The sequence below is a fragment of the Nocardioides oleivorans genome, assembly GCF_004137255.1.
GTDB classification, from domain to species: domain Bacteria; phylum Actinomycetota; class Actinomycetes; order Propionibacteriales; family Nocardioidaceae; genus Nocardioides; species Nocardioides oleivorans.
In genome coordinates, this window is record NZ_SDWT01000001.1 from 139,677 (window position 1) to 164,274 (window position 24,598).

Sequence of the window (24,598 nt, forward strand, 5' to 3'; positions counted from 1 at the left end):
GGAGTCTGCCGGTTCCCTAGGATCAGGACATGGCTCGCCGCGTGTTCCTCCACTGCGGGACCGCCAAGTCCGGGACCACCTACCTGCAGGACCTGTGGTGGCACCACCGCGACGCGCTGCGCGAGCGCGGGCTGCTGCTGCCGGGCGAGGCGCTGCGCGACCACTTCCACGCGGCGGCGCTGGTCAAGGGCATGGACGTCATCGTCGACGACCTCGACGCGACCGACCGCGAGGTCTGGCAGCGGCTGGTCGCCGAGACCCGCGCGTGGGACCGCGACGCCCTCATCAGCCACGAGCACTTCTCCGACTCCTCCGCCGAGGCGGCCGCCACCGCCCTGGCCGACCTCGCCACGGCGGCCGACGAGGTGCACCTGGTCGTCACCGTGCGCGACCTCGGCCGGGTGCTGCCCTCGGCGTGGCAGCAGCGGGTCAAGCAGGGCGCCCGCCAGCCCTACCGGAGGTTCCTCGCGACGGTCCGCCGCGGCGACGACGAGCAGAAGTTCTGGCGCTACCAGGACGTCGTCGGCGTCCTCGACCGCTGGGCGGCGGGACTGCCGGGTGCCCGCGTGCACCTCGTCGTCGTACCTCCCCCCGGGTCGGCGCGCGACGAGCTCTGGCTGCGCACGGCCTCGGTGCTGGGCGTCGACGTCTCCGGCCTCGACACCGAGCCGCGGCTGCCCAACGACTCGCTCTCGATCGTGGAGGCCGAGCTGCTGCGCCGGGTCAACACCGTCATCCCGCGCGAGCGCCGCTCGGTCGCGCTGACCCGCCTGACCAAGGGCGCCTTCGCGCGCGACCTGCTCGCCGGCAGCGCGCCGAAGGAGCCGTTCGTCCTCCCCGCGAAGCACGCGGGCTGGGTGCGCGAGCGCTCCGAGCAGATGGTGGCCGCGCTCCGGGAGGGGCAGTACGACGTCGTGGGCGACCTCGACGACCTGCTGCCCGCCAGCCCGCGGTCGGGCCGCACCCCCGACCAGGCCTCCGACGGCGAGCTGCTCGCGGTCGCCACGACCGTCGTGGCCCGGATGATCGAGCAGGAGCGCTGATGGCGCGGCGCGCGCTGGTGCACATCGGCACCCCGAAGTCCGGCACGACCTTCCTCCAGAGCCTGTGGTGGCACAACGCCGCCGCCCTGGCCGACCAGGGCCTGCTGCTGCCGGGCGGGTCGGCCGACGTGCAGTTCCAGGCCTCCGCCGTGGTCCGCGACAACGCCGACGTGCTCGCCACCATGGGCCCTCTCCAGCTCGCCGCCTGGGACCGCGTGGTCGACGAGGTCGCCGCCTGGGACGGAGACGCGCTGGTCAGCCAGGAGCAGCTGGTCGAGGCCTCCGGGGCGTCGGCGGCCGCGGCCCTCTCCCGCCTGGGCGACGTCGCCGACGAGGTGCACGTCGTGATCACCGTCCGCGACCTCGTGCGGCAGGTGCCGAGCGCGTGGCAGCAGCGGGTCAAGCACGGGTCGGCGACCACGCTGCGGAAGTTCTTCACCCGCGTCGCGAAGGACGACCCCGACTTCAACTTCTGGCACCACCAGGACGTGCCTCGGATCCTGGCGCGGTGGAGCGCCGGGATCCCGGCCGAGCGCGTGCACGTCGTCCCGCTGCCGCGCCCCGGCGCCGACCGCGACCTGCTGTGGCGGCGTACGTGCGAGCTGCTCGGGATCGACGACACCGGCCTCTCGCTCGACGCGCCCGTCGCCAACGAGACGCTCGCGCCCGCCGAGATCGCCTTCCACCGCGCGGTCAACGCGCACTTCCGCAACGCCCACCTCGACGTCGCGCTGTCACGGAGGGTGAAGGCGTTCATGGAGCCGCGGCTCGGCAGCGCGCCCGGTCATCGGATCGGTCACCGCATCGCGCTCGCGCCCGGCATGCACGCGTGGCTGGTCGAGCGCGGCAACCGGATGGTCGACGAGCTCGCCGCCGCGCCCTGGCACGTCGTCGGAGACCTCGAGGACCTCCGGCCCGACCCCGCCCCCAGCGACGGCGTGGATCCCGACGCCGTACCCGACTCCGAGGTCCTCGCCGTCGCCCAGGACTTCCTGGCGGCCGAGCTGCTGGCGCGGGCGCAGCCTGCGGACGGCGGAGCGGTGAGTGAGCCACATTCCGAGCCGCCCGAAGGTGGTTCACGCACCGCCCTCGGGCGTGTCCTGCGACGACTCACCGGTGGGCGGTGACCCAGCCACCTTCCGGCCGCCGGAAATGTGGCTCACTCACCGCCCCACCGGCGGCTCAGCGCGGCACGAACGCCCAGTAATCGAGGTCGAGCAGCACGCCGGGGGCGTACTTCTCATCGTCGCCACGCAGGGTCATCGACTCGTCGCGGCCCTTTGTCGCGACCAGCCGGAGCCGGAGGGCGCCGACGCCGGGCGCGTCGACGGTGGCCTTGTCGAGCACCTCGGACCACGCGTAGACCGTGTCGCCGGCGAACGCGGGGGCCACGTGCGCGCCGGCGTTGATCGCCGCGACGAGCTGGGCGTTGGCCAGGCCGTTGAAGGACAGAGCGCGGGCCAGCGAGATGACGTGGCCGCCGTAGACGAGCCGGTGGCCGTCGGGTCGCGCCTCGGTGGAGAAGTGCACCTTCGCGGTGTTCTGCCACAGCCGGGTGGCCATCATGTGCTCGGCGTCGGTGAGCGTCACGCCGTCGACGTGGTCGATCCGCTCCCCCACCTCGTAGTCGTCGAAGGTGTGCGGGGAGCCGGCGGCCGCGGTGTCGTACGACGTGAGGTCGAGGCCGGCGGGCACCACGAGATCGGCGGGTGCGACCGCGTCGGCCAGCGCGGGGACCACGGTCTCCGGAGCCGGCGAGGAGGCGTCCCGCTTGTGCACCATCACCCACCGCGCCCAGTCGATCGCGACCTCGCCACGCTGGTTGGTCGCGGTCGAGCGGACCCACACCACGCCCGTCCTCCCGTGGGAGTTCTGCTTGAGACCGATGACCTCCGACCGGGTCCGCAGCGTGTCGCCCGGGACGACGGGCAGGTGGAAGCGGCACTCGGCGTAGCCGAGGTTGGCCACGGCGTTGAGCGAGACGTCGGGGACGGTCTTGCCGAAGGCGATGTGGAAGCCGATCAGCTCCTCGACCGGGTGCGGCGCCAGACCGACGGAGGCGGCGAACTCCGCGGACGACGGGACCGCGAAGCGCGTCGGGTAGATCGCCCCGTAGAGGGCCCGGTCGCCCTCGGTGACCGTGCGCGGCGTCGCGTGCTCGATCACCTGCCCGACGGTGAAGTCCTCGAAGAAGTTGCCGGCGTTGGTCTTCATGCCCGACATGGTGCCGCACCCCGGACCGGTCGCGGTCGCCGCGTGAAAAGTGTCACGGGGCGTACGGATGGCGCCGGGTGATCTCGCCCGCGGGCGTGGTGCTGAGGTAGCCGGTCTCGTCGAAATCGTTGCCGACGTAGATGTTGAGCTCGGTCGGCTCGTCGCCCCAGCGGATCAGCAGGGCGTGGGTGAACCGGCCCTTCTCGACGTCGAGCGTCGTGCGCGCGGTGGCGATGTTGGCGAAGAGGCGGCGTACGTCGACCGCGCCGAGGTCGACGCGCTGGTTCGGGCCGATCACGGCCGACGCCTGCGTGTCCTGGCGCCAGGCGCCGTCCCACGACCACCGCTCCATCCGGGGCCGCGAGCCGCGCACGGGCACCTGCACGCCCACCCGCTGGGCGAAGAAGCCGACCTCGTAGGCCTCGAGCGTGCCGAACTCCTCCTGGTAGGCCTTCACGAAGGACCGCACCGAGCCGGCGGACAGTCGGAACGGCGGCGTGGTCCCGGTCCCGGTCCCGGTCTCCGTCCCGGTCTCCGTCTCGACCACGACGGGCGAGTCGATCGCTCGCGACGAGTCCACCCCGGTCTCGCCGCTGACGGCGAACATCGCGAGCGCGACCACTGCTGTCACCCCGGCGACGACCAGGGCGACGAAGGCGACCAGCCCGACTGCCACCCCGCCCACCCAGCGGGTCCGGGTCTGCCGTGCCGGCCCCACGACCTGGTGCACGGCCGGGGCGGGCGCACCGGGGGGCCGCTGGAGGTCGCGGGTCAGCGTCTCGAGCTCGTCGAGGGTCTCGGCCGAGAGCGCGCGACCGACGCGCAGCTCGCGATCGGCGTCGCCGAGCTGGCCGTCGGCGTAGGCCGCCTCGATCAGGTCGACGTAGCGCTCGCGGTCTGAGTCCTTGGCCCGGAACCCCCTCATGGCCGGGAGTCTAGGGCCACGACGGGTCCGGGATCAGGCGTCGGACTGCTTGCTGAAGTTCGCGTCGAACGACACGGCCGGCGGGTCGAAGTCGAGTGAGCGCAGGTGGGCCAGCGCCTCCGGCGCGCCACGCAGCCGGTCCATCCCGGCGTCCTCCCACTCGACCGAGATCGGGCCGTCGTAGCCGATCGCGGTGAGGGTGCGGAAGCAGTCCTCCCACGCGATGTCGCCGTGCCCGGTCGACACGAACGTCCAGCCGCGGCGCGGGTCGTCCCACGGCAGGTGGGAGGAGAGGATGCCGTTGCGGCCCCCGCCCATCCGCATCCGGGTGTCCTTGCAGTCGACGTGGTAGATCCGGTCGGCGAAGTCGGTGATGAAGGCGACCGGGTCGATGCCCTGCCACAGCATGTGGCTCGGGTCCCAGTTGATGCCGAACGCCGGACGGTTGCCGATCGCGTCGAGCGTGCGGCGCGTCGTCCAGTAGTCGTAGGCGATCTCGGACGGGTGCACCTCGTGGGCGAACCTGACACCGCACTCGTCGAAGACGTCGAGGATCGGGTTCCACCGGTCGGCGAAGTCCTGGTAGCCCGCCTCGACCCGCTCGGCGGGCACCGGCGGGAACATCGCGACGTACTGCCAGATCGACGACCCGGTGAAGCCGACGACCGTCTTCACGCCGAGCCGCTGCGCGAGCCGCGCGGTCAGCTTCATCTCTTCCGCGGCCCGCTGGCGCACGCCCTCGGGGTCACCGTCGCCCCACACCCGCTCGCGCACGATCGCCTGGTGGCGGAAGTCGATCGGGTCGTCGCAGATCGCCTGGCCGGTGAGGTGGTTGGAGATCGCGTGGAGCTGGAGCCCGTGCCTCTCGAGGATGCCGAGCCGCTCGGCGACGTAGTCGTCGTCGTCCCAGCGCCACGCGTCGAGGTGCTCGCCGGAGACGGCGACCTCCAGGCCGTCGTAGCCCCATCCGGCCGCCAGCCCGGCGACCTCGTCGAGGGTCAGGTCGGTCCACTGGCCCGTGAAGAGGGTGAACGGGCGTGCCATCAGATCTGCTCCACTCCTACGCGGGCGCCGTCCTGCGCGGCGCTGGCCTCGATCGCGGCGAGCACCCGCTGCACGGCGAGCCCGTCCTCGAACGACGGCGTCGGCTCCTGCCCCGCGGCCAGCGCGGCGAGGAAGTCGGACGCCTGGTGGGTGAACGTAGCGTCCCAGCCCAGCACGTGTCCCGGCGGCCACCAGCCGTCGATGTAGGGATCGCCCGGCTCGGTGACGAGCACGCGGCTGAACGCGTCGGCCCCGTCGAGGCACACGTCGAGGTGGTTGAGCCGCTCGAGGTCGAAGCGGATCGCGCCGGTGCTGCCGTAGACCTCGATGCCCAGCGCGTTCTTGCGCGAGGTCGCCATCCGGGTGACCTCGAGGCTGACCACGGCTCCTCCGGACGTCCGCATCGTCGTCCAGGCGGCGTCGTCGACGGTCACCTCCTCGGGACCCGACGCCCCGGCGCGCTGGGTCACGAACGTCTCGGTCAGCGCGTTGACCCCGGTGATCTCCTGGCCGAGCAGGAACCGCACCTGGTCGACCGCGTGCGAGGCGAGGTCGCCCAGCGCACCCGACCCCGCGAGCTCGCGCCGCAGCCGCCACGTCATCGGCGCGGCCTCGTCGGCGAGCCAGTCCTGGAGGTAGGCGATGCGCACCTGGCGCACGTCGCCGATGCGGCCGGCCGCGACGTGCTGGCGGGCCGCCGCCAGCGCGGGCACGCGCCGGTAGTTGAAGCCGACCATCGAGTGCACGCCGCGCTCGCGGGCGGCCTGCGCGGTGGCGACCATCTTCTCCGCCTCGGCCATCGTGTTGGCCAGCGGCTTCTCGGCGATCACGTGCTTGCCCGCCTCGAGCGCCGCGATCGCGACCTCGGCGTGGAGGTGCCCGGGGACGCAGACGTCGACGACGTCGATGTCGTCACGCTCGAGCACGGCGTGCCAGTCGGTGGCCGACTCGGCCCAGCCGTACTGCGCGGCCGCCACCGTGACCGCGTCCGGGTCCCGACCGACCAGCACCTGCTGGCGTACGCCGGGTGCGCCGGGGTGCAGGGCAGCGACGTTGCGCCAGGCGTGGGAGTGGGCCTTGCCCATGAAGGCGTAGCCGATGACGGCGACGCCCAGCTCACGGCTGGCACTCGGGTTGGCCTGTGTGGTCACGTCGTTCTCCTTGCTGGGAGCGAGCGGAGGAAGGCCAGGCCGTCACGGGCCAGGTCGTCCTGTGTGGGCGCCAGCGGCCGCCAGATGGAGGCGGCGGTGGCGATGGAGGCGTTGTCGGCGGTGAAGCTCTCGATCACGAGGGGGCCGCCGTAGCCCACCTCGTCGAGCGCTGCCACGAGGGCCGGCCAGTCGGTCTGGTCGCCACCCGGCGCACCGCGGTCGCTGCCGCAGACCTGGACGTGGACCAGGTGCTCGCCGGCGGCGCGGACCGCGTCGGCGCTCGAGCGCTCCTCGATGTTGAGGTGGTAGGTGTCCAGCGCGAGCCCGAGGCCCTCGCCGAGCAGCGGACCGAGCGCGGTCAGGGCCTGGTCGACGGTGTTGACCAGGGAGGTCTCGTAGCGGTTGAGCGGCTCGACGCCGAGCCGCACGCCGCGGGCGACCGCGTGGTCGACGACAGGCGCGAGGTGCGTGCGCAGCGTGTCGTACGCCGCCTCCCGCTCCCGCGCGTCCATCCGCCAGACCCGACCGGTGGCGGCGTAGAACGGCCCGCAGACCGAGCGGGCGCCGATGCCTGCGGCGAGGTCGATGCAGGCCCGCAGGTAGTCCTGGGTGTCGCCGACGCAGCTCTCGTCGACGAGGTCGCGACCCGGCGCCATCGCGCCGACGACGTACGGCACCAGGCCGGTGGCCGCGAGCGACTCGGAGAGCACCGGGACGCTCAGGTCACCGGGGTCCTCCAGCGGCAGCTCGACGGCGTCGAAGCCCATGCCGGCGATCCGTCGCAGCAGGTCTGGAGCGCTCGCGTCGGTGAGGGGCGAGGTCCAGACCCACGTGTTGACGCCGAGCTCGCGCATGCGGTGGCCGTCCTTCCTGGGTGGGGCCGGGAGGCGTGTGTGGGACGAGGGGTGGGGCGAGGGATGTCGGTGGGCCGGGCTCGGGACCCGGCCCACCGACGGTGCCTCAGTGCCGGATCAGGGGATCTGGCGGTCCTGCCAGGCCTCGGGGTAGCCCGGCAGGTTCTCCCCACCGAACTTGGCGTAGTGGCCGTCGGGCATGCCCTCGTTGGCCTCGAGGTAGTCGGCCCGCTCGTCCTCGGTGATCGGCACCTGCGGCAGGACCCACTCCTTCGGGACCTCCTCGCCGGCGAAGATCTTCTGGAGCGCGAGGAGCGGGGTGCGCCACTGGAAGTTCGAGTAGACGGGCGCGAGGCCGGTCAGTCCGGTCTCCTCCCACTTGCGCAGGAAGGTCATCTCGTCCTCACCGGTCATGACCGGGTAGTCGGCGCCGGCGTCCTCGAACGCCTCGATGGCGGCGACGGCACCGTCACCGGCGTCCATCCAGACGCCCTGGACCTCGCCCTTGGCGAGCTCGTCGGTGATGATCTTCTTGATCTCGGTCGGGTCGGCCCCGGTGAAGTAGTCGACCGCCTCGATGCCCGCCTCGTCGAAGAGCTTCTCGGCGCCGGCCCAGCGCTGCTCGAGCACGTCGACGCCGGGCAGGATGCGCAGCGCGACGACCTTGTCGCCCTCCTCGAGGTTGTCGATGAGGAACTCGGCGGTGTCGATGCCCCACGCGAAGCCACCGATCGGGTGGATGAACGAGGTGGCGCAGTCGGTCTGCACGCCGCGGTCGAAGACCACGACGGGCTTGCCGGTCTCGCACGCCCGCTCGACCGCGTCCGTCATGGCGGCGGTGGAGTTCGGCGAGATGATGAAGGCGTCGCAGTTGCCCTCGGAGATGAAGTAGTCGATGTCGGCGATCTGGGTGTTGTCGTCGTCGCCGGCGTCGCGGGTCTCCATCTCGGAGATGACGCCCTCGTCCTGGAGTGCCTCGAGCTGCTGGTTCATGGTGATCCAGCCGGTCTGGCGCCACGGGTTCGAGATCGAGGCGTTGGCGAAGCACGCCTTCTTCTCACCGGTGGACTTGTACTCCGAGGTGTCGGTCATCTCGCCGTCGATGTACTGCAGGTACGGCTCCTCGGGGTCGCCCTCGAAGGTGGCCGAGCGCTGGTCGAACTGCTCGTCGTAGACGGCCTGGTCGAACCACTCCACCTCCTCGGTGGGGCTCTCCTCGGCGGCCGGGGACTCCTCGGTCCCGGCCGACTCCGAGGTGTCGTCGGTCCCGGTCCCGGACGTCGGGTCCTCGGTGCTGCAGGAGGTGGCGAACACCCCCAGCAACAGTGCCGAGGCGATGGCCATCGGCGCGCGGTGGGTCAATCGGCGCATCAGTTTTCTCCTGGTTCGGTGCCCGGGCGGGCAGGGGTGGGTGATGGTGCTGCTGACTGGTTCGATGTGGCTCGGGTGGGACGGCGGCCGAACGACCAGGCGCGGGCGGCCAGGGCGACGGCGAGGATGATGATCAGTCCCTGGACGGTGTTCCTCCAGGTGGACTCGACCTCCTGGAAGTTCAGGAACGAGAAGAGCAGCTCGAGCGCGAAGGCTCCTGCGGCGGCGGAGAGCACCCAGCCGCGGCCGCCACCGAGGACGACACCGCCGAGGACCACGGCGGTGATCGCCTGGAACTCGTAGCCGGAGCCGACCGACGGGTGCACGCCGGCGTACCCGACGAGCAGGATCCCGGCGATCGTCGCGGAGAGCGAGGAGAGCATGAAGGCGCGGGTCTTGACCCACCACACGTGCGCTCCGGCGAGGCCGGCGGCGTCGGGGTTGTCACCGGTCGCGATGAGCGTGCGACCGAAGGGCGACCGCATCAGCAGGACCGAGGCCACGGCGACCGCGGCCAGGATGATGACGGGGTACGGGATGATGTCGAGGACGGGCACGTCCTCGATGCCGCCGCGGCCGATCTGGCGGAAGCTGTCGACCGGGTTGCCGGTGGCGGCGCCACCGGTCAGGTAGCGCACGAGGCCGCCGAGCGCGAGCATCGTGCCGAGCGTGACGATGAAGCTCGGCACCCGCAGCAGCGTCGTGGCCAGCCCGTTGACGACCCCGATCGCGGCGCCGACGACGAGCATCAGCACGAGCGCGGGGAGCACCCGGCTCTCGTCGTCGCCGATGTAGTTGCCCGCGATGACGACCTGGGTCGCGATGACCGCGCCCATCGACAGGTCGAACTCGCCGGAGACGATCACGTAGTACTGGCCCATCGCGGCGATGGCGATCGGCGCGGTGCGGCCGACGAAGCGGATCAGCTGCGGCGGCTCGCCGAAGTAGGGGTTGACCACGATCACGGCGACGAACAGCACGGCGGCGAGGATGAACACCGCCCCGCCCGGCGTCACGGCCCCGCGCAGCACGCGCTGGACGAACGTGCCCTCGGTGAGCAGGAGGGCGCGACCGGCGGTCGATGACGGGCTGGTGGTGGCGTCGGCGCTCATGCCGTCTCCCCCTTCGTCGGTGCGGCGGTCCGGTCGGCCCCGAACCGGGGAGGACGGCGTACGACGCTGCGGCGGGCGTAGACCGCGACGGCGAGCACGATCACCAGGCCGCGGACGAAGTCCTTGAGGAACGGGTTGACCTGCATGACGCCCATGACGTTGTCGAGGACCGCGAAGATCGCGACGCCGCCGATCGTGCCGACGACGCTGCCCTTGCCGCCGGCCAGGAGCGTGCCGCCGAGCACGACCGCGGCGATGGAGAGCAGGTCGTAGCGGCCCTGCGAGCCGATCGTCGGGAGGCCGACGCCCGTGCGCGAGAGGAGCAGCAGCCCGGCCACGCCGGCGAGCACCGAGCAGAGGACGTGGGCGGCGATGACCGGGAGCGCGGTGCGGACGCCGGACATCCGCGCCACCGCCCGGTTGCCACCGATCGCGTAGAGGTGGTGTCCGAGCCGGGTGTAGCGCAGCAGCAGGGTCACCAGGACGGCCGCGACGACCAGGATGATGAACGACGTCGGGATCGTCGCCGCGATGCCGCTGCGGCCGAGCAGCCGCAGCTGCGGGGCCGCGGCGCCGTGGCTGCCCTGGTAGTTGGTCGCGAGGTAGCCGCTGACGACCAGGCCGACGCCGAGGCTGGCGATGAAGCCGTGCACGTCGAAGACGCTGACCAGGACACCCATCACCAGGCCGATGAGCGCCACGACGACGAGGGTGTTGAAGACGGCGGGCGCGAAGTTGGAGTCGAGGCCCTTCATCCCACCCGCCGCGACGAGCGTGGCGAGGCTGACGACGTAGGGCACCGACAGGTCGAGGCTGCCGACCAGGATCACGAGCGTCTGCCCGATGGCGATCAGCCCCAGCACGCTCATCGCGGTGAGGATCGCCCAGATGTTGCCCTGGCTGAAGAAGTTGCGGCCCTCGTTGGCGGTCAGCGCGATCGACACCGCGACGACGCCGACCAGCACGAGGTAGATCAGCTGGGTCGAGTCGAGGCGCCGGCGGGCTCCCTTCGGCCGGGCGGCGCGTCGACGGCGCACGGACTCGGTGGGCTCCACGGGGGCCTCGGGCGTGCGGTCGGTCGCGGCGCTCATGCGGCGTCCTCCGCCGCACCGGTGGCCATCGCGAGCACGGACTCCTCGGACGACCCGGCGGGCAGCTCGCCCGCCAGCCGGCCGTCGCGCATCACGAGGATCCGGTCGGACATCCCGATCACCTCGGGCAGCTCGCTGGAGACCATCAGGACGGCGACGCCCTGGCGGGTGAGCTCGCGCATCAGCTCGTAGACCCGGTGCTTGGCGCCGACGTCGATGCCGCGGGTCGGCTCGTCCATCAGCACGACGAGCGGGTCGATGCTCAGCCAGCGGGCGAGCACGACCTTCTGCTGGTTGCCGCCGGAGAGGAACTGGACCTCCTGGCCCAGGCTCGCGGCCGCGACGTCGAGGTTGGACAGCACGCCCGGCATGTCGCGGCGGGCCTGCGCCGTGCGACGCGGGAAGACCGAGCGGACCACGCCCAGGGTGTTGTCGAGGATCGACTGGTTGAGGGCCAGGCCCTTGGCCTTGCGGTCCTCGGTGATGAAGGCGAGGCGGGCACGGACGCCCTGGCGCGGGCTCGTGACGCTGAGCGCCCTGCCGTCGAGGCTCACCGTGCCGCGCGCGACGCTGTGGACGCCGAACACCGTCTCGAGCAGCTCGGTGCGACCGGAGCCCTGGAGGCCGGCGAGGCCGACGATCTCGCCCGCGCGGACCTCGAGCGAGACGTCGTCGACGTACCCGTTGCCGACGCCGTCGAGCGCGAGCCGCACGTCACCGACCTCGACGTCGACCGGCTTGTCCGGGAAGTACGTCGTCAGCGGGCGGCCGACCATGAGGCGCACGAGCTCGGCCTCGGTGAGCTCACCGACCGGCCGGGTGGCGACGTGGCGCCCGTCCTTGAGGACGGTGATCGTCTGGCAGAGGTGGAAGACCTCCTTGAGCCGGTGGGAGACGTAGAGGATCGCGACCCCGCGGTCGGTGAGTCGCTGGATGATCCCGTAGAGCAGCTCGACCTCGTGGTCGGCGAGCGCCGCGGTCGGCTCGTCCATCTGGATCACGGTGGCGTCGAAGCTGACGGCCTTCGCGATCTCGACGATCTGCTGCTCGGCGACCGAGAGGTTGCGGACCGGTGCCGAGGCCTTGAGGCCGGAGACGCCGAGGCCGGCGAGCAGCTCGTCGGTGTCGCGGCGCATGCGGGCGGTGTCGACCGGGCCGACCCTGCCGAGGCGACGCGGCTCGCGGCCGAGCCAGATGTTCTCGGCGATCGTGCGCTCGAGGAGGAGGTTGAACTCCTGGAACACCGTGGCGACGCCGGCGCGCTGCGCCTGGACCGGGTGGCTGAACGACACCTGCTCCCCGCCGACGACGATCGTGCCGCTGTCGGGCGTGTGGACGCCGGCGAGCATCTTCATCAGCGTCGACTTGCCGGCTCCGTTCTCCCCGACCAGGCCGTGGACCTCGCCCCGGCGCAGGGTGAGGTCGAGGTCGGCGAGGACGGTGTTGCCGAAGAAGCTCTTCGTCATGCCGCTGGCGACCAGTGCGGGGTCGTCGTGCTCGTGGGGCGTGGTGACGGTCACGGCGTCACTGTGGCACGCGTCACTGGCTTTTGTCGAGCACCTTTCAAAAGTGTTAGGTCTAGCGTGCAAAGTCGTGCATGTGCTTGACTCCGGCCGTGCGCACCGGTGAGCTGTTCGACCTCCTCCGCGACGGAAGGCCCTGGACGCGGGCCCAGCTGGCGGAGGCCACGGGACTGGCCCGGTCGACGGTGACGGCGCGCATCGACACGCTCATGCGACTGGGCCTGGTCGCCCCGTTCGGCGGCGCCCGCTCCACCGGCGGTCGGCCCCCGGCCCTCTTCGCGCTCAACCCGACCGCCCGGCTCGTCGTGGGTGTCGACGTCGGCGCCACGCACGCCAGCGCCGCCCTCACCGACCTCAACGGCTCGATCCTCGGCGAGGTGGACGCCCGGATCGCGGTGGCCGACGGCCCCGAGCCCGTGCTCGCGTGGGTCGTGGAGTCCGTCGGCGCCCTCCTCGCGCAGGCGGGTCGCCCCGACGAGGACCTCGCCGCCATCGGCATCGGCCTGCCCGGCCCGGTCGAGCACTCGACCGGTCGGCCGATCAACCCGCCGATCATGCCCGGCTGGGACCGCTACGACGTCCCCGGCCACCTGCAGAAGCACTACCCGGTGCCGGTCCTGGTCGACAACGACGTGAACATCATGGCGCTCGGTGAGCGGCGCCGGCACCTGCGCGACGTCGAGGACCTGGTGCTGATCAAGGTCGCCACCGGCATCGGCGCGGGCATCGTGTCCGGTGGCGTGCTCCAGCGCGGCGCCCAGGGAACCGCAGGCGACCTCGGGCACGTCCGGGTGCCGGGCGCGGACGACGTACCGTGCCGCTGCGGGAACTCTGGCTGCCTCGAGGCGGTGGCGGCCGGTCCGGCGCTCGCCGCTGCCGTCCGCGCACAGGGCGAGCAGGCGGAGACCGGCGGCGACGTCGTCGAGCTGGTCCGCGCCGGCAGCCAGGCCGCGATGGCCGTCGTGCGGCAGGCCGGCCGTGACATCGGCGAGGTCGTGGCGACCATGGTCAACCTGATCAACCCGTCCGTCGTGGTGATCGGCGGCCAGGTCGCCGGCGCCGGCGAGCACCTGCTGGCCGGGATCCGCGAGTCGGTCTACCAGCGCTCGCTCCCCCTCGCCACCGAGCACCTGCGCATCGTGACCTCGCGCGCCGGCGGCGAGGCCGCCGTGCTCGGCGCGTCGGCGCTCGCGATCGAGCACGTCCTCTCCCCCGGCGTCGTGGAGGCCGCCAGCGAGGCGCTGGCGGCGGCCGACGCCGAGGCGGAGGCGACGGGCACCTAGCGGCCCGGGCCCCGGCTCACGGCACGTCGCGCCGGTGGAATGACCACGCACTGAGGGCCATGACGACGCACACCGGCACCAGCGAGCGTCGCCCGCTCCAGGCACGCAGGGCCTCAGGACCGGGCGGGCCGGTGGTTCCGCCGCGCCGGTGGAGGCCGCTCGCGCGTCAGCGCAGCTGGTAGTCCTTGAGCAGGCTGCGGCCGATGATCATCTTCTGGATGTCGGAGGTGCCCTCGCCGATGAGCATGAACTTGACCTCGCGCATGAGCCGCTCGATCTCGTACTCCTTGGAGTAGCCGTAGCCGCCGTGGATCCGGAAGGAGTCCTCGACGACCTCGTTGGCGTACTCCGAGGCCACCATCTTGGCCATGCCGGCCTCGACGTCCATCCGCTTGCCGGTGTCCTTGAGCCGCGCGGCCTTGACCATCATGGTGTGCGAGACCTCGACCTTGGTGGCCATCTCCGCGAGGCGGAACAGCACGGCCTGGTGCTCGGCGATGGCCTTGCCGAAGGTCTTGCGCTGCTGGGCGTAGGCGATGCCGAGCTCGAAGCCGCGCCACGCCAGGCCGCACGCGCGGGCGGCGACGTTGACGCGGCCGACCTCGACGCCGTCCATCATCTGGAAGAAGCCCTTGCCCGGCTCGCCGCCGAGGATCTGGTCAGCCGCGATCTGGTGGCCCTCGAGGATGAGCTCGGTCGTCTCGACGCCCTTGTAGCCCATCTTCTCGATCTTGCCCGGGACGGTGATGCCCTGGGCGGTCTCGCCGAACCCGGCCTCCTTCTCCACCAGGAAGGTCGTCATGTTCTTGTAGACCGAGTCGGCACCCTCGTCGGTCTTGGTGAGCACCGCGACCAGCGTCGAGGTGGCGCCGTTGGTCAGCCACATCTTCTGCCCGGTGATCGAGTACGACCCGTCGTCGGCCAGGGTCGCCTTCGTCGCGACCGCCGAGACGTCCGAGCCGAGACCGGGCTCCGACATCGAGAACGCCCCGCGCACCTCACCCGCGGCCATCCTCGGGAGGTACTTCTGCTTCTGCTCCTCGGTGCCGTGCTGGATCAGCATGTAGGCCACGATGAAGTGGGTGTTGATCACGCCGGAGACGCTCATCCAGCCGCGTGCGATCTCCTCGACCACCAGCGCGTAGGTCAGCAGCGACTCCCCCAGCCCGCCGAACTCCTCGGGGATCGTCAGGCCGAAGACGCCGAGCTCCTTGAGCCCCTCGATGATCTCGGTGGGGTACTCGTCGGCGTGCTCGAGCTCCTGGGCCACCGGGATGATCTGCTCGTCCACGAACTGGCGCACGGCCTTCAGGATCTCGGTCTGGTCCTCGGAGAGGCCATCGGTCTGGCAGAGACGGGGCATGCCGGGGAGTGTAGTTACTGACCGTTCACCTGGGCAGGGTCAGTTCTCGAGACTGATGTCACACCGCCCGGCCCGTCGTCGCGAGGCTCGAGCGGCTTGTCCTGCGCTGTCGTCCACGGGCGCTCGTCGCGCTTGCGACGGCGGCTGGAGCGCCAGCTCGCCAGCGCCAGGCCGAGCCCGATGAGGGTGCCGACGCCGGCACCGAGCAGGCCGAGCGCCAGCCCCGGAGGACGGTAGGTCAGGTCGACGGTGCCGCTCGCCCCGGCCGGGAGCGTGACGACCAGGAGGCCGACGTCGGTGCGGGTGACGCTCAGCGGCTTGCCGTCGAGGTCGGCCGACCACCCGGGCCAGGCGAGCATCGAGAAGACCAGCTCGCCGCCCTCGTCGGCCGAGGTGACCTCGACGCGCTCGTGCAGCGTCGTACGGGAGTCGGCGCTCGCGACCTCCACGCCGTCGGAGACCCAGGACAGCTCGGAGCCGGCCCAGGGCTGCTCGCCCTCGTGGCGCAGCACGATCGCGTCCTGGTCGCGCGACTCCTCGGTCCAGCCGTCGGCCGGCGTGACGCCCTCGGCCAGCCGGGTCTGCACGACGATGGTGTCGAGCTTCATCAGGTCGGCGAGGGACGGCTGGCCGGAGCCGCCGACCTTCCAGAGGTTGCGGTAGCCGCACGCCTGGGTGAGGCCGTCGTACTCCATGCAGAAGGTGCGGGTGAACGGCACGAAGCCCATGCCGGTGTAGTTGTTGACCGCCTCGACGCCGGCGGGGTGGTACATGCTGCCGGGCAGGAACGTGTCCCACTGCTTCTCGAGCTTGGCGACCTGGCCCTTGTTCTGGAGGGGCTTGAGGTCGGCGAACTGCATCACCCGGCCCTCGCGGTCGGCGAAGGTCTTCTGGAGCGCGGCCACGTCGCTCGGCACGTGCCACACGCGCGAGCTGGCGTTCTCGCCGAAGACGCCGACCTGCATCGCGAGCACGACCCCGACACCGCCGATCGCGACGAGGGAGACGAGGGCGGTGCGGCGTACGACGAGGTGCGCGGCGAGCGCGACGACGGTCAGCGCGGCCACCACTGCGGTGCCGAGTGCCGCGCGGCGCAGGGCGGAGGGGTCCTGCGACCACGTCAGCCAGCCGAGCGCCACCACGATGAGCCCGGTGCCGACGAGGCGCGGCCGCATGGTGGAGCGCGCGAGGCCCTGGCTGATCAGGACGGCGAGGACGACCATCACGCCGAGGTAGAAGTACTCGATGACCCGCAGCGGCCAGCGGAAGAGCCAGAGCTTGCTCGGGCCGAGCGTCATCGCGAGGTAGACGAGGGTGATCAGGCCGAGGCCGGTGAGCTCTCGCGCGCGACGCCTGAGCACGTCGTAGCGCAGCCACGGCAGCAGCGGCAGCACGAACCACGCCAGGAACGTCGCCGGCACCATCATCGGACCGGTGATCGCGCGGATCGGAGGCGTGTGCAGCGGCGAGCTCGCGGCCAGCAGGTCGCCGGCGGTGGGACGCAGCTTGCCGCTGTTCTCGAACAGGGCGCCGGTGGCGCGGACGGCGAGGTCGGACGATTCCAGCAGCGGCAGGTAGACGAGCGGGAGGAAGGCCGCGACGGCGATGCCCACCAGGGCCAGTCGGACCACGCCGCCCCAGGCGCGCACGACCAGGCCCTCGATGACGAGCGCGGCGCCGATGGTGATCACGGCGAGCGTGCCGTAGGGGTTGCCGTTGAGGACCGCGAGGAGGCCCGCGACGAAGGCCCAGAACGGGCTGCCGGCCCCACGCAGCGCGCGGCGGAAGGTCAGCCACACCCAGGGTGCGTAGGCGAACGCCATCAGGCCCGACGGCCAGGAGCCGGCGTCCCAGAAGAGCGTGAAGCCCGAGAACGGCAGCGCGATCGCGACGGCCGCGGACGGGGCGGGAGCGCCGTCGTACTCGCGGGCGAGGAGGTAGGTGCCGAGGGCGAGCAGCACCATGACGACGGCCTTGACGGCGTACGTCGACACGGCGAGGTCGGGGCCGAACGAGACGCCCAGCCAGACCAGCACGTTGAGCGGGTTGTAGGTGCCGAACAGCGCCTCGGCGACGTAGTTGCCGCCGGCCCACGACTGGGGGTCGAGCCACAGTGGCCACTGGCCACCGCGGACCATCTCGCCGAAGTGCCACCACGTCGGGGCGAACTGTGCCGCGGTGTCGCCGCGCTGGTAGAACCAGCCGGTGATGACGTAGGGGATGGCGGTGTAGACGGCCGTCACCACGATGACGAGGACGGGCCAGATCCACCCGTTGCGGGGTGCCGCCTGCTCGTCCGGGGCCACGGGAGCACGGCGCCGCCCGCCGCCGCGGGTGGCGGTCGGCTCCGGGGTCGTGGTGGTCTCGCTCACGCCTGCTCGCTCCGTTCGGTCGCGCGCCCTTCCTCGAGCGCCTCGTGCTCGCGCCCGAGGACGCTGGTCACCGGGGCGTCGAGGTCGCTGCTCTCCTTGAGCAGGAACAGCGGCCGTTGCTTGGTCTCGGCGTAGATGCGCCCGAGGTACTCCCCGATCACGCCGAGGACGATCAGCTGGACGCCGCCGAGGGCGGTGACCGCACAGATCGTGGTGACGTAGCCGGGCACGCTGTTGCCGTTGACGATCGCGTCGACGAGCACCCACAGGGCGTAGCCGACGGCGATCATGGTGACGACGATGCCGAGCCAGATCGACATCCGCAGGGGCCGGTAGTTGAACGACACCACCCCGTCGATGCCGTAGTTGAACAGGCTGCGCAGGCTCCACTTGGTGGCGCCGGCCTCGCGGGAGACGTTCTCGTAGTCGACGACCGCGGTGGGGAAGCCGATCCAGGCGAAGAGGCCCTTGGAGAACCGGTTGGTCTCCCCCAGGGTCAGCAGCGCGCGGACCGCGCGTCGGTCGAGCACCCGGAAGTCGCCGACGCCGTCCTCGAGCTCGACCTCGACGAGCCGGTTCATCATCTTGTAGTAGAGCCGCGACAGGGCCGTGCGCACGACCGGGTCGTCGGTGCGGGTGCGGCGGGCCACGACCTGGGAGTACTCGCCGGTCTCCAGCAGCGGCAGCATCTGCGCCAGCAGGGTCGGCGGGTGCTGGAGGTCGGCGTCCATGATCGCGACCTTGTCGCCGCGGGCGTGGCTGAGCCCGGCCAGCATCGCCGACTCCTTGCCGAAGTTGCGGCTCAGCGAGAGGTAGCGGAAGCGCGGGTGCGCGGCGTGCACCTCGCGCAGCATCGGCAGCGTGCGGTCTCGGCTGCCGTCGTCGACGAGGATCACCTCGAAGTGCGGCGTCAGCGCGGAGAGCTCCTCGGTGAGGACCTCCACCAGGCGCGGCAGCGACTCCTCCTCGTTGAAGCAGGGCACCACGACGGACAGCTCGATCGGCATGGCCGTCATGCTCCCATCCCCTGACGGTCCAGCACGCCGGCGACGTCACGCTCGAGCGCGTCGACGAGACGGGCCAGCGGCACCTGGAGCGCACTATTTTCACGGACCGCGACCTCGAGGGAGTCGACCGACTCCTCGAGACCGGCCAGCTCGTCCAGGCCGGTGGCGGTGGCGACCTTGCCCTGCACCCGTCGGCGTACGCCGCTGCCGAGCCGCTCGAGGCGGCGCTCCGAACGGCTCACAGCGACCGGCTCCGGTAGGTCCGCAGGGCCGACATGGTGATCTCCTCGTCCTGCTGCGCGGCAGGCAGCAGCAGCTGCGCGACGACGTCGGACAGCGTCGCGACGCGCAGGTGCAGCGCGCGGGAGGCCTCCACCTCCGCCTCGAGCTCGGCGATCCGCTTCTCGAGCCGGGCGACACGGCGGTCGCGCACCGGCGAGGCCAGCCGGGACAGCGAGCCCCGGACGGCGACCTTGACCGGGTTGGCCGGCTCGTCGGCACCCCCGGACGGGGCAGGCGTGCGTACGTCGGCGCCCGCCTCGCGGGCCCACACCAGCAGGTCGGCGAGGGCCAGCGCGGCCGACTCGGCGACCTCGCCGTCGGTCACCTCGCTGGGAAGCCGGCCCCCGGCAGGAGCGGGACGGAGGTCCTCGAGGTCACCGTGGACCTGGTAGCCCGCCTCGTGGATCGCGGCGATCGCGGCATCGGCCTGCGCGGCAGCCTCGTCGGCCTGGGCGGGCGTGAGACCGATCGGCTCGCGGCCGATCGGGGCGAGGACGGTGTGCGCGAGCAGGTCGCGCATCCACAGCGACTTCTGGCGACCGCCCTTGATCCGGCCGTCGATGGAGCCGTTGACCCGGCGCAGCAGCTCGGCCTCGACGACGCCGAGGGACTCGTTGGCCCGGTCGACGCCGAGGTCGAGGTCGTCGACGTCGGACAGCCCGGTCGCGCTCGCGAAGCGGTGCCACAGCTCGTCGGCCCCGGCGGACCGCGCCGGGACGGTCACGACGTGCGCCTGCGAGGCGGGCAGGTCGGCGCCCCAGCGGGCGGCGACGTTGGCCGGCTGCATGGTGCGCCAGCCCCACTCGCTGTCCACGGAGGACTCCTGCGGCGGCGACCAGGCGTCGAGCGTCCGGGTGATCCCGAACTTCAGCTGTTCCTGCCACGAGGAGGCGATGGCCTTGCCGAGGTCGCGCGCGGAGACGACGACGTGCACCTCGATCCCGTCGAGCCGCCCGAGCGCGGTGCGCACCTGCTCAGCCGAGGCGTTGGCGAACAGCTCGTAGCTCATGATCGCGGTGTCGCCCTGCCACTCGCGCACCTGCTCGGTGACGCGGTCCCAGGCGTCGGCCGCGGCGGCGGGGAGGTCGGCCAGCCGCTGGTCGCCGCGCACCGCCATGGCGGCGTGGATGAGCTCCAGGCGCGGGCCGACCACCAGCACGCCCGCCTTCGCCAGCGCGGCCTGGTTGTGGTCCAGCACCTGCTGGATGAAGGTGGTGCCCGACTTGGGCCCACCCACGTGGAGATACACGACCTGCGTCATCGCTGCGTCCGACCCTCCGTCTTCCCGGGATACTCCACCATCATCCGCCAGCGCGCCGGGCTGCCCGACCGGCTGGCCCGTGAGGCCGCGGCCAGCCCCTCGCGGTGCACCACGCGACCACCGCTCGCGACGACGTCCGCGGCCACGTCGTGGGGGTCGACCGGCCACAGGCGCGGCGACCCGGTGCGCTCCTGCGCGGCGCGGCACTCCTGCGGCGTACGGCTCATCCCCTCGACGTAGACCCGGCCGCCCTCGGCGAGCGCCATCGCGGCGAAGCGCCACACCAGTGCACGCGAGCGCGGCGGCACCGCCTCTAGCACGCGGCGCACGGTGAGCACCTTGCGGCCCTTCTGCCGGGCGGCGAGCGCGCCCACGGTGAGCACGTCGCGCTCGTCGAGCAGGTTGACCACCCGGCGGCCGACCTCGGGCGGCAGGCCGATCTCCTTGCCGCCGAGCGCGTGCTTGCCGGGGTGGGCGTAGTCGTAGCCGATCGCCTTGGCGCCGGAGCGGTGGTAGAGCCGCAGGTCGGCCGAGGAGCCGGACCCGACGTCGAGGACGCGCAGGTCCTCGTCGATCCCGCCGTCGGCCGCCAGCCGGTCGACGACCCAGTGGGCGAAGGGGCTCGGCCGCGCGCCGGCGGCGCCGACCTGGCCGTTGAACTGGGTCCAGTCGCGCCGGTTGGTCATGACCGAGCTGAACCAGCCGTCGAACCGGTCGAGGACCTCGCGCGACGGCAGGTGGCGGAAGGACGGGTCGGGCACCTTCCAGCTCGGGCCGTACGACACCGTGAGCATCCGGTCGGGGTCGGCCGGCGCGGGCATCTCACGGCCCTCGAACTCGAGCGCACGCAGCGGCAGGATCGCCGACCGGGGCACCCGCTCGCGCACGGTGGCGGTCTCGTGGAGCAGGTCGCCGACGTAGAAGCAGGTGTAGATGTCGATGCCGTCCTCGCCCCCGTCGGGGGCGTCGTAGACGACGGTGATGAAGCTCGCCGTCTTGTGCTTGACCGAGATCCCCGCGTCGACCAGGGCCCGGGCGACGTCCCAGATCTCGACCGCCATCTCGGCGGGGGTCTCCTTCTCGGAGAGGAAGCAGAGGTCGATGTCGCTGTCGTGGCCGATCACCTTGCCGGAGCGGGCGGCGCCCAGCAGCGTGCCGAAGGAGATCCACCCCTCCAGCCCGCACGAGTCGCGCATGACGGCGAGCACGCGCTCGGCCATGGCGGTCATCGCCTCGACCGCTCCCCCTTCGCGGCGGGTCTCGAAGATCCGCTGGGTCAGGCCCCACTTGTCGATGATGACCGGGTTGCCGAAGCGGTCGACCAGCTCGACGCGACCCTCGCCGGAGCCGAAGGTCACCTCCTGGCGGAAGACCTCGGTGTCGTCGACGGTGACACTGATCAGCGACACGCCGTCGAGGCGTGCCTGGAGCCGCTTGGGCCACGGCACCGAGACCGGCTCGGGGCCGTCCTCCACCGCGACCGACCAGCCGCGCCAGCCGTCGAAGTGGACGTCGAGGGAGCCGTCGAAACCGCGCTCGAGGTGGAGTCCGTCGTCGTCGACGCGCTGCACGCTCGCCTTCACCACGACTCCTCCCTGCTACCGCCCTGCCCAGCTGCCCGCCCCGGTGGTGCGGAGTGCGGGCAGCCGGGACACTACTGCACGGTGAAGCGCGAGGAGACCACCGCGTGGTCGGTCGTGCGCCGCACCTGCGCGCCCTGGTTGACCTCGGTGTTGTCGAAGGTCCCGCCCTTGCCGAAGATCCAGTCCACGCGCATGGCCTTGGGCGGCTGGCACTTGTTGCCGCCCGTCTGGCCGCCGACCGCGGCGTTCATCTGCGTCGGGCACGCGATGCGGCGGAACGCCTTCACGTGCTCGTTGAGGTCGCCGGTCACCAGGATCGGCAGGCCGTCGCCGCCGAGCTGCTTGACGACCTGCTTGATCGTCTCCATGCCCTTGTCGCGGTCGTCCTGCATCTTGCCGGGCGAGAGGTGGGCGTTGACCCAGTAGACCTCGCGGCCTGTCGAGCGGTTCTTGAGCCGCACCAGCGCCTGCGGGCGCGAGGACTTCATGAACGGCATCTGGACGGTGGTGCCCCAGACGTAGGACCACTCGGAGTCCTTCCACATCACCGACTGCGGCGCCGCGTCGTAGCCCATCGAGATCCCCGGGTAGAGCGTGAAGTCACCGTTGGTGGCCACGTCGAGCGAGGTGATCTGGTCGGGCTGCGGCTCCGAGAGGCCGACGAGGGTCGAGCCGCGCTGGTTGATCAGGTTCTTGGCCCACTCGGCGCGGACCCGGCCGGGTGCGAAGTTGGGGCGGGCACCGCCCGGAGCCGTGTGCTGGCTGCCGAGCAGGTTGAAGGTCATCACCTCGACGGCCATGGCGCCGCGCCTGGAGCCGCTCCTGGCCTTCGCGGAGACGTTCGGGCGGGTCGCGATCGCCTTCTTCACGACCTTGCTCGGGCCCCACTTCTTCATCTGCTGCGTGCTGACTGCGGGAGCCGGGCCCCAGGTGGCGGCCGCGGCCGGCATCGAGGACTGGGTGATGGTGCCGTTGCCGAGCTGGCCGACGTCGTTGGCGCCCCAGCAGCCGGCGCCCTCGGCGCACAGGTGCAGCCAGCCGCCGGTGATCTTGCCGGAGGCGACCAGGCCGGCCGCGACGGGCGTGGCCGAGCCGCCGCCGCTGGCGGCGGGGCCGAGCTGGCCGTAGCGGTTGTCGCCCCAGCACAGGACCTGGCCGTCGGTGCGCACCGCGCACGAGGCGGTCACGGCCGTGCCGACGGAGGTGAAGGAGCCGCTGGCACCGACCTGGACCGGCTTGGCGGAGTTGGTGCGCGTGCCGTCGCCGAGCTCGCCGTTGGAGTTCTCGCCCCAGCACCAGACCTGGCCCGACGGCGTGACGCCGCAGGTGCGGCCCCACGTCGCCGACAGCTGGGAGAACTGGAGGCCGCCGGTGACCACGGTCGGGCGGTTGCGGTTGGTGATGGTGCCGTCGCCGACGGATCCCATCGAGTTCTCGCCCCAGCAGTACGCCGTACCGCTCGAGGTGGTGCCGCAGGAGGTCCAGCCGCCGGCCGTGACCGACGTCCACACCTGGTCGCCCGCGACGCGGACCGGACCGGTGCTGCGGGCACTGTTCGTGCCGCCGCCGAGCTGGCCGCGCTCGTTCTGGCCCCAGCACCACGCGGAGCCGTCGGACATGGTGGCGCAGGCGTGCTGCCACGTGGCCGAGACGTCGCTCCAGGTGGTGCCGGCGCCGACCTGGCGCGGGAGGAGGCTGGTGGCCTTGTCCGCGGCGCCGAGCTGGCCGAAGTTGTTGAGGCCCCAGCACCACAGCGTGCCGTCGAGCTTGACGCCGCAGGTGAAGCTGCCGCCGGTGGAGATCCGGGCCCAGCCGGTGCCGACGACCTGCACGGGGCTCACCCGCAGGGTGGTCGTGCCGTCGCCGAGCTGGCCGAAGTCGTTGCGGCCCTGGCACCAGGCGGTGCCGTCAGGACGTACGGCGCACGAGGACTGGCCGCCGGCCGCGGCGCCGCTGGAGGGCTCGCGGACCAGCACGGTCAGCACGTGGGAGGTCGGGGTAGTGGCCGGCGAGACGCCGGAGAGCGTGTAGGTGAGGGGGTAGCTGCCCGGGGTGTCGAGCTGGCCGGTAAGCACACCGCTCTCGCTCATGCTGAGCCCGACGGGGACGCTGACCGGGGTGAAGCGTGCCGCGGGGGGCGTCGTCGAGCCGCCCGCGACGGCGACCTGGGAGCTGATCGGCGTCTTGACGCCGGCGACGACCTGCTGCGTGGTCGGCACCGGCCAGAGCGCGGCGCGCGCGAACGCCTGCCCGGCCGCCGTACGCATGGCGGAACGGGAGTACTTCGAGCCGTAGGACAGCGACAGCTTGAGCGCCTTGGCCGCCGCGACCTTGCTCGGGTTGCAGATGAGGTCGCCCTTGTGGCACACCGAGACCACGCCGAAGGTGCCGGTGGCCGACGGGACGTCGCCGCGGGACTTCGTGAAGCGGGTCAGGATGCCCTCGGAGTTCTTCGCCGCGCCCGGGTTGCCGAGCGGGCGACCGGCCGACGACTTCCGCACGCGCGCGGGGTCGGACACGGTGACCGCACCGACGACCTTGCCGAGCGCGTCCTTCTTGCCGAGGTCCTGGAGGACCTGGTGGACGACCGCGGCACCCTGGGCGTAGCCGACGAGCATGACCTGCTGGTCGGGGCACGCGTCGAGCTGGGCGTTGACCAGCTTGCGGGTGGCCTTCACGCCGGAGCGGATCGGCTTCTTCCAGCGCTGCAGGCCGGCCTTCGAGACGGCCGAGGCGCCGGCGCCACGCTTGGTGCGCAGGGTGACGACCGCGCCCGGGGTGGAGAGCCGGACCCGCTTGACGGTGACCGAGCGGCCCTGCTTCTTCGCCGCGGACTGGAGCTTGTTGGTGATCGCCGCGACCGCCTGGCCCGGGGTGTCCTTCTTGCCCTGGCCGTTGCCGTCGACGGCCACGACGAGCAGGTTGGCGCACGCCGTGGCCTTCTTCGACGCGGTCGGTGAGGAGGCGGCCGGGGCGGGCTCCGCCTGCGCCGGCGCGTTGCCGGCGAGGAGGAGACCGGCCACCAGGCCGACCGTCGCGATCTGAGCGACCCTCGGTGCGAACCCGGTGACGGGAGACTCCTTGCGGATTCTGCGGGTCAGGGCTCGCAGGGGGGTCAT

The 24,598-nt window shown here is 72.1% G+C and carries 19 protein-coding genes; 3 read left to right on the top strand and 16 right to left on the bottom strand.

The features are described 5' to 3' along the window. The first annotated feature begins 29 nt into the window (after positions 1 to 29). Entirely contained in the window at positions 30 to 1,043 is a 1,014-nt protein-coding gene (locus tag EUA93_RS00680) for a hypothetical protein (protein ID WP_129397907.1), read from the top strand. Then, positions 1,043 to 2,170 carry a hypothetical protein gene (locus tag EUA93_RS00685; RefSeq protein WP_129397908.1) on the top strand — a complete coding sequence of 376 codons (1,128 nt, stop codon included), beginning with the start codon at positions 1,043 to 1,045 and terminating at the stop codon, positions 2,168 to 2,170. The genes EUA93_RS00680 and EUA93_RS00685 overlap by 1 nt, the downstream gene beginning before the upstream one ends. A 55-nt stretch (positions 2,171 to 2,225) precedes the next feature. On the opposite strand, the gene EUA93_RS00690 is transcribed toward EUA93_RS00685, so the two are convergent. From EUA93_RS00690 to EUA93_RS00730, 9 genes are all read right to left on the bottom strand, one after another. After that, on the bottom strand, positions 2,226 to 3,257 hold the full coding sequence (locus EUA93_RS00690; RefSeq protein ID WP_242497184.1) for a MaoC family dehydratase: 1,032 nt from the start codon (positions 3,255 to 3,257) through the stop codon (positions 2,226 to 2,228). 52 nt (positions 3,258 to 3,309) lie between these two features. Further along, the gene (locus EUA93_RS00695; protein WP_129397910.1) at positions 3,310 to 4,182 is read right to left on the bottom strand and encodes a DUF1707 SHOCT-like domain-containing protein; all 873 of its coding nucleotides are present in this window, start codon (positions 4,180 to 4,182) and stop codon (positions 3,310 to 3,312) included. Positions 4,183 to 4,215: 33 nt separating this feature from the next. After that, a complete protein-coding gene (locus tag EUA93_RS00700) occupies positions 4,216 to 5,226 on the bottom strand; it encodes a sugar phosphate isomerase/epimerase family protein (protein ID WP_129397911.1) in 1,011 nt (336 codons plus the stop codon). Next, positions 5,226 to 6,377, bottom strand: a complete 1,152-nt coding sequence (locus EUA93_RS00705) for a Gfo/Idh/MocA family protein (protein WP_129397912.1) — start codon at positions 6,375 to 6,377, stop codon at positions 5,226 to 5,228. Before EUA93_RS00705 ends, EUA93_RS00700 begins: the two co-directional genes overlap by 1 nt. After that, complete coding sequence (locus EUA93_RS00710) at positions 6,374 to 7,231, bottom strand: sugar phosphate isomerase/epimerase family protein (protein WP_129397913.1); 858 nt, start codon at positions 7,229 to 7,231, stop codon at positions 6,374 to 6,376. Before EUA93_RS00710 ends, EUA93_RS00705 begins: the two co-directional genes overlap by 4 nt. Before the next feature lie 117 nt (positions 7,232 to 7,348). After that, entirely contained in the window at positions 7,349 to 8,602 is a 1,254-nt protein-coding gene (locus EUA93_RS00715) for a substrate-binding domain-containing protein (protein WP_129397914.1), read from the bottom strand. After that, positions 8,602 to 9,714 carry an ABC transporter permease gene (locus tag EUA93_RS00720; RefSeq protein WP_129397915.1) on the bottom strand — a complete coding sequence of 371 codons (1,113 nt, stop codon included), beginning with the start codon at positions 9,712 to 9,714 and terminating at the stop codon, positions 8,602 to 8,604. The genes EUA93_RS00715 and EUA93_RS00720 overlap by 1 nt, the downstream gene beginning before the upstream one ends. Next, complete coding sequence (locus EUA93_RS00725; RefSeq protein ID WP_129397916.1) at positions 9,711 to 10,805, bottom strand: ABC transporter permease; 1,095 nt, start codon at positions 10,803 to 10,805, stop codon at positions 9,711 to 9,713. The genes EUA93_RS00720 and EUA93_RS00725 overlap by 4 nt, the downstream gene beginning before the upstream one ends. Further along, positions 10,802 to 12,325, bottom strand: coding sequence for a sugar ABC transporter ATP-binding protein (locus EUA93_RS00730; protein ID WP_207208570.1), 1,524 nt, complete (start codon positions 12,323 to 12,325; stop codon positions 10,802 to 10,804). Before EUA93_RS00730 ends, EUA93_RS00725 begins: the two co-directional genes overlap by 4 nt. Positions 12,326 to 12,420: 95 nt before the next feature. Here EUA93_RS00730 and EUA93_RS00735 point away from each other — a divergent pair, with 95 nt between their 5' ends. Further along, positions 12,421 to 13,611, top strand: a complete 1,191-nt coding sequence (locus EUA93_RS00735) for an ROK family transcriptional regulator (protein WP_242497185.1) — start codon at positions 12,421 to 12,423, stop codon at positions 13,609 to 13,611. Between the two features lie 166 nt (positions 13,612 to 13,777). Here EUA93_RS00735 and EUA93_RS00740 read toward each other — a convergent pair whose 3' ends face one another. The 7 genes from EUA93_RS00740 to EUA93_RS00770 all read right to left on the bottom strand — a co-directional run bounded on the left by EUA93_RS00740 (position 13,778) and on the right by EUA93_RS00770 (position 24,598). Then, complete coding sequence (locus EUA93_RS00740) at positions 13,778 to 14,974, bottom strand: acyl-CoA dehydrogenase family protein (RefSeq protein WP_129397918.1); 1,197 nt, start codon at positions 14,972 to 14,974, stop codon at positions 13,778 to 13,780. Between the two features lie 14 nt (positions 14,975 to 14,988). Then, positions 14,989 to 17,346 carry a YfhO family protein gene (locus tag EUA93_RS00745; protein ID WP_129397919.1) on the bottom strand — a complete coding sequence of 786 codons (2,358 nt, stop codon included), beginning with the start codon at positions 17,344 to 17,346 and terminating at the stop codon, positions 14,989 to 14,991. Then, positions 17,343 to 18,362: a glycosyltransferase family 2 protein gene (locus EUA93_RS00750; protein WP_207208571.1), complete on the bottom strand. Its 1,020-nt coding sequence runs from the start codon at positions 18,360 to 18,362 to the stop codon at positions 17,343 to 17,345. Before EUA93_RS00750 ends, EUA93_RS00745 begins: the two co-directional genes overlap by 4 nt. Further along, positions 18,359 to 18,595, bottom strand: a complete 237-nt coding sequence (locus tag EUA93_RS00755) for a hypothetical protein (protein ID WP_129397920.1) — start codon at positions 18,593 to 18,595, stop codon at positions 18,359 to 18,361. The genes EUA93_RS00750 and EUA93_RS00755 overlap by 4 nt, the downstream gene beginning before the upstream one ends. Then, entirely contained in the window at positions 18,592 to 19,896 is a 1,305-nt protein-coding gene (locus EUA93_RS21890; RefSeq protein WP_129397921.1) for a DUF6752 domain-containing protein, read from the bottom strand. Before EUA93_RS21890 ends, EUA93_RS00755 begins: the two co-directional genes overlap by 4 nt. Then, positions 19,893 to 21,482, bottom strand: coding sequence for a class I SAM-dependent methyltransferase (locus EUA93_RS00765; RefSeq protein WP_129397922.1), 1,590 nt, complete (start codon positions 21,480 to 21,482; stop codon positions 19,893 to 19,895). Before EUA93_RS00765 ends, EUA93_RS21890 begins: the two co-directional genes overlap by 4 nt. Positions 21,483 to 21,550: 68 nt before the next feature. Continuing rightward, on the bottom strand, positions 21,551 to 24,598 hold the full coding sequence (locus EUA93_RS00770) for a cutinase family protein (protein ID WP_129397923.1): 3,048 nt from the start codon (positions 24,596 to 24,598) through the stop codon (positions 21,551 to 21,553).

What these genes read in the sequence shown, in the direction of transcription:
- EUA93_RS00680 (WP_129397907.1), top strand. Translation starts at nt 30, where the DNA reads ATGGCTCGCCGCGTGTTCCTCCACTGCGGGACCGCCAAGTCCGGGACC.
- EUA93_RS00685 (WP_129397908.1), top strand. Translation starts at nt 1,043, where the DNA reads ATGGCGCGGCGCGCGCTGGTGCACATCGGCACCCCGAAGTCCGGCACG.
- EUA93_RS00690 (WP_242497184.1), bottom strand. Translation starts at nt 3,257, where the DNA reads ATGAAGACCAACGCCGGCAACTTCTTCGAGGACTTCACCGTCGGGCAG.
- EUA93_RS00695 (WP_129397910.1), bottom strand. Translation starts at nt 4,182, where the DNA reads ATGAGGGGGTTCCGGGCCAAGGACTCAGACCGCGAGCGCTACGTCGAC.
- EUA93_RS00700 (WP_129397911.1), bottom strand. Translation starts at nt 5,226, where the DNA reads ATGGCACGCCCGTTCACCCTCTTCACGGGCCAGTGGACCGACCTGACC.
- EUA93_RS00710 (WP_129397913.1), bottom strand. Translation starts at nt 7,231, where the DNA reads ATGCGCGAGCTCGGCGTCAACACGTGGGTCTGGACCTCGCCCCTCACC.
- EUA93_RS00715 (WP_129397914.1), bottom strand. Translation starts at nt 8,602, where the DNA reads ATGCGCCGATTGACCCACCGCGCGCCGATGGCCATCGCCTCGGCACTG.
- EUA93_RS00720 (WP_129397915.1), bottom strand. Translation starts at nt 9,714, where the DNA reads ATGAGCGCCGACGCCACCACCAGCCCGTCATCGACCGCCGGTCGCGCC.
- EUA93_RS00725 (WP_129397916.1), bottom strand. Translation starts at nt 10,805, where the DNA reads ATGAGCGCCGCGACCGACCGCACGCCCGAGGCCCCCGTGGAGCCCACC.
- EUA93_RS00740 (WP_129397918.1), bottom strand. Translation starts at nt 14,974, where the DNA reads ATGCCCCGTCTCTGCCAGACCGATGGCCTCTCCGAGGACCAGACCGAG.
- EUA93_RS00750 (WP_207208571.1), bottom strand. Translation starts at nt 18,362, where the DNA reads ATGACGGCCATGCCGATCGAGCTGTCCGTCGTGGTGCCCTGCTTCAAC.
- EUA93_RS21890 (WP_129397921.1), bottom strand. Translation starts at nt 19,896, where the DNA reads ATGACGCAGGTCGTGTATCTCCACGTGGGTGGGCCCAAGTCGGGCACC.
- EUA93_RS00770 (WP_129397923.1), bottom strand. Translation starts at nt 24,598, where the DNA reads ATGACCCCCCTGCGAGCCCTGACCCGCAGAATCCGCAAGGAGTCTCCC.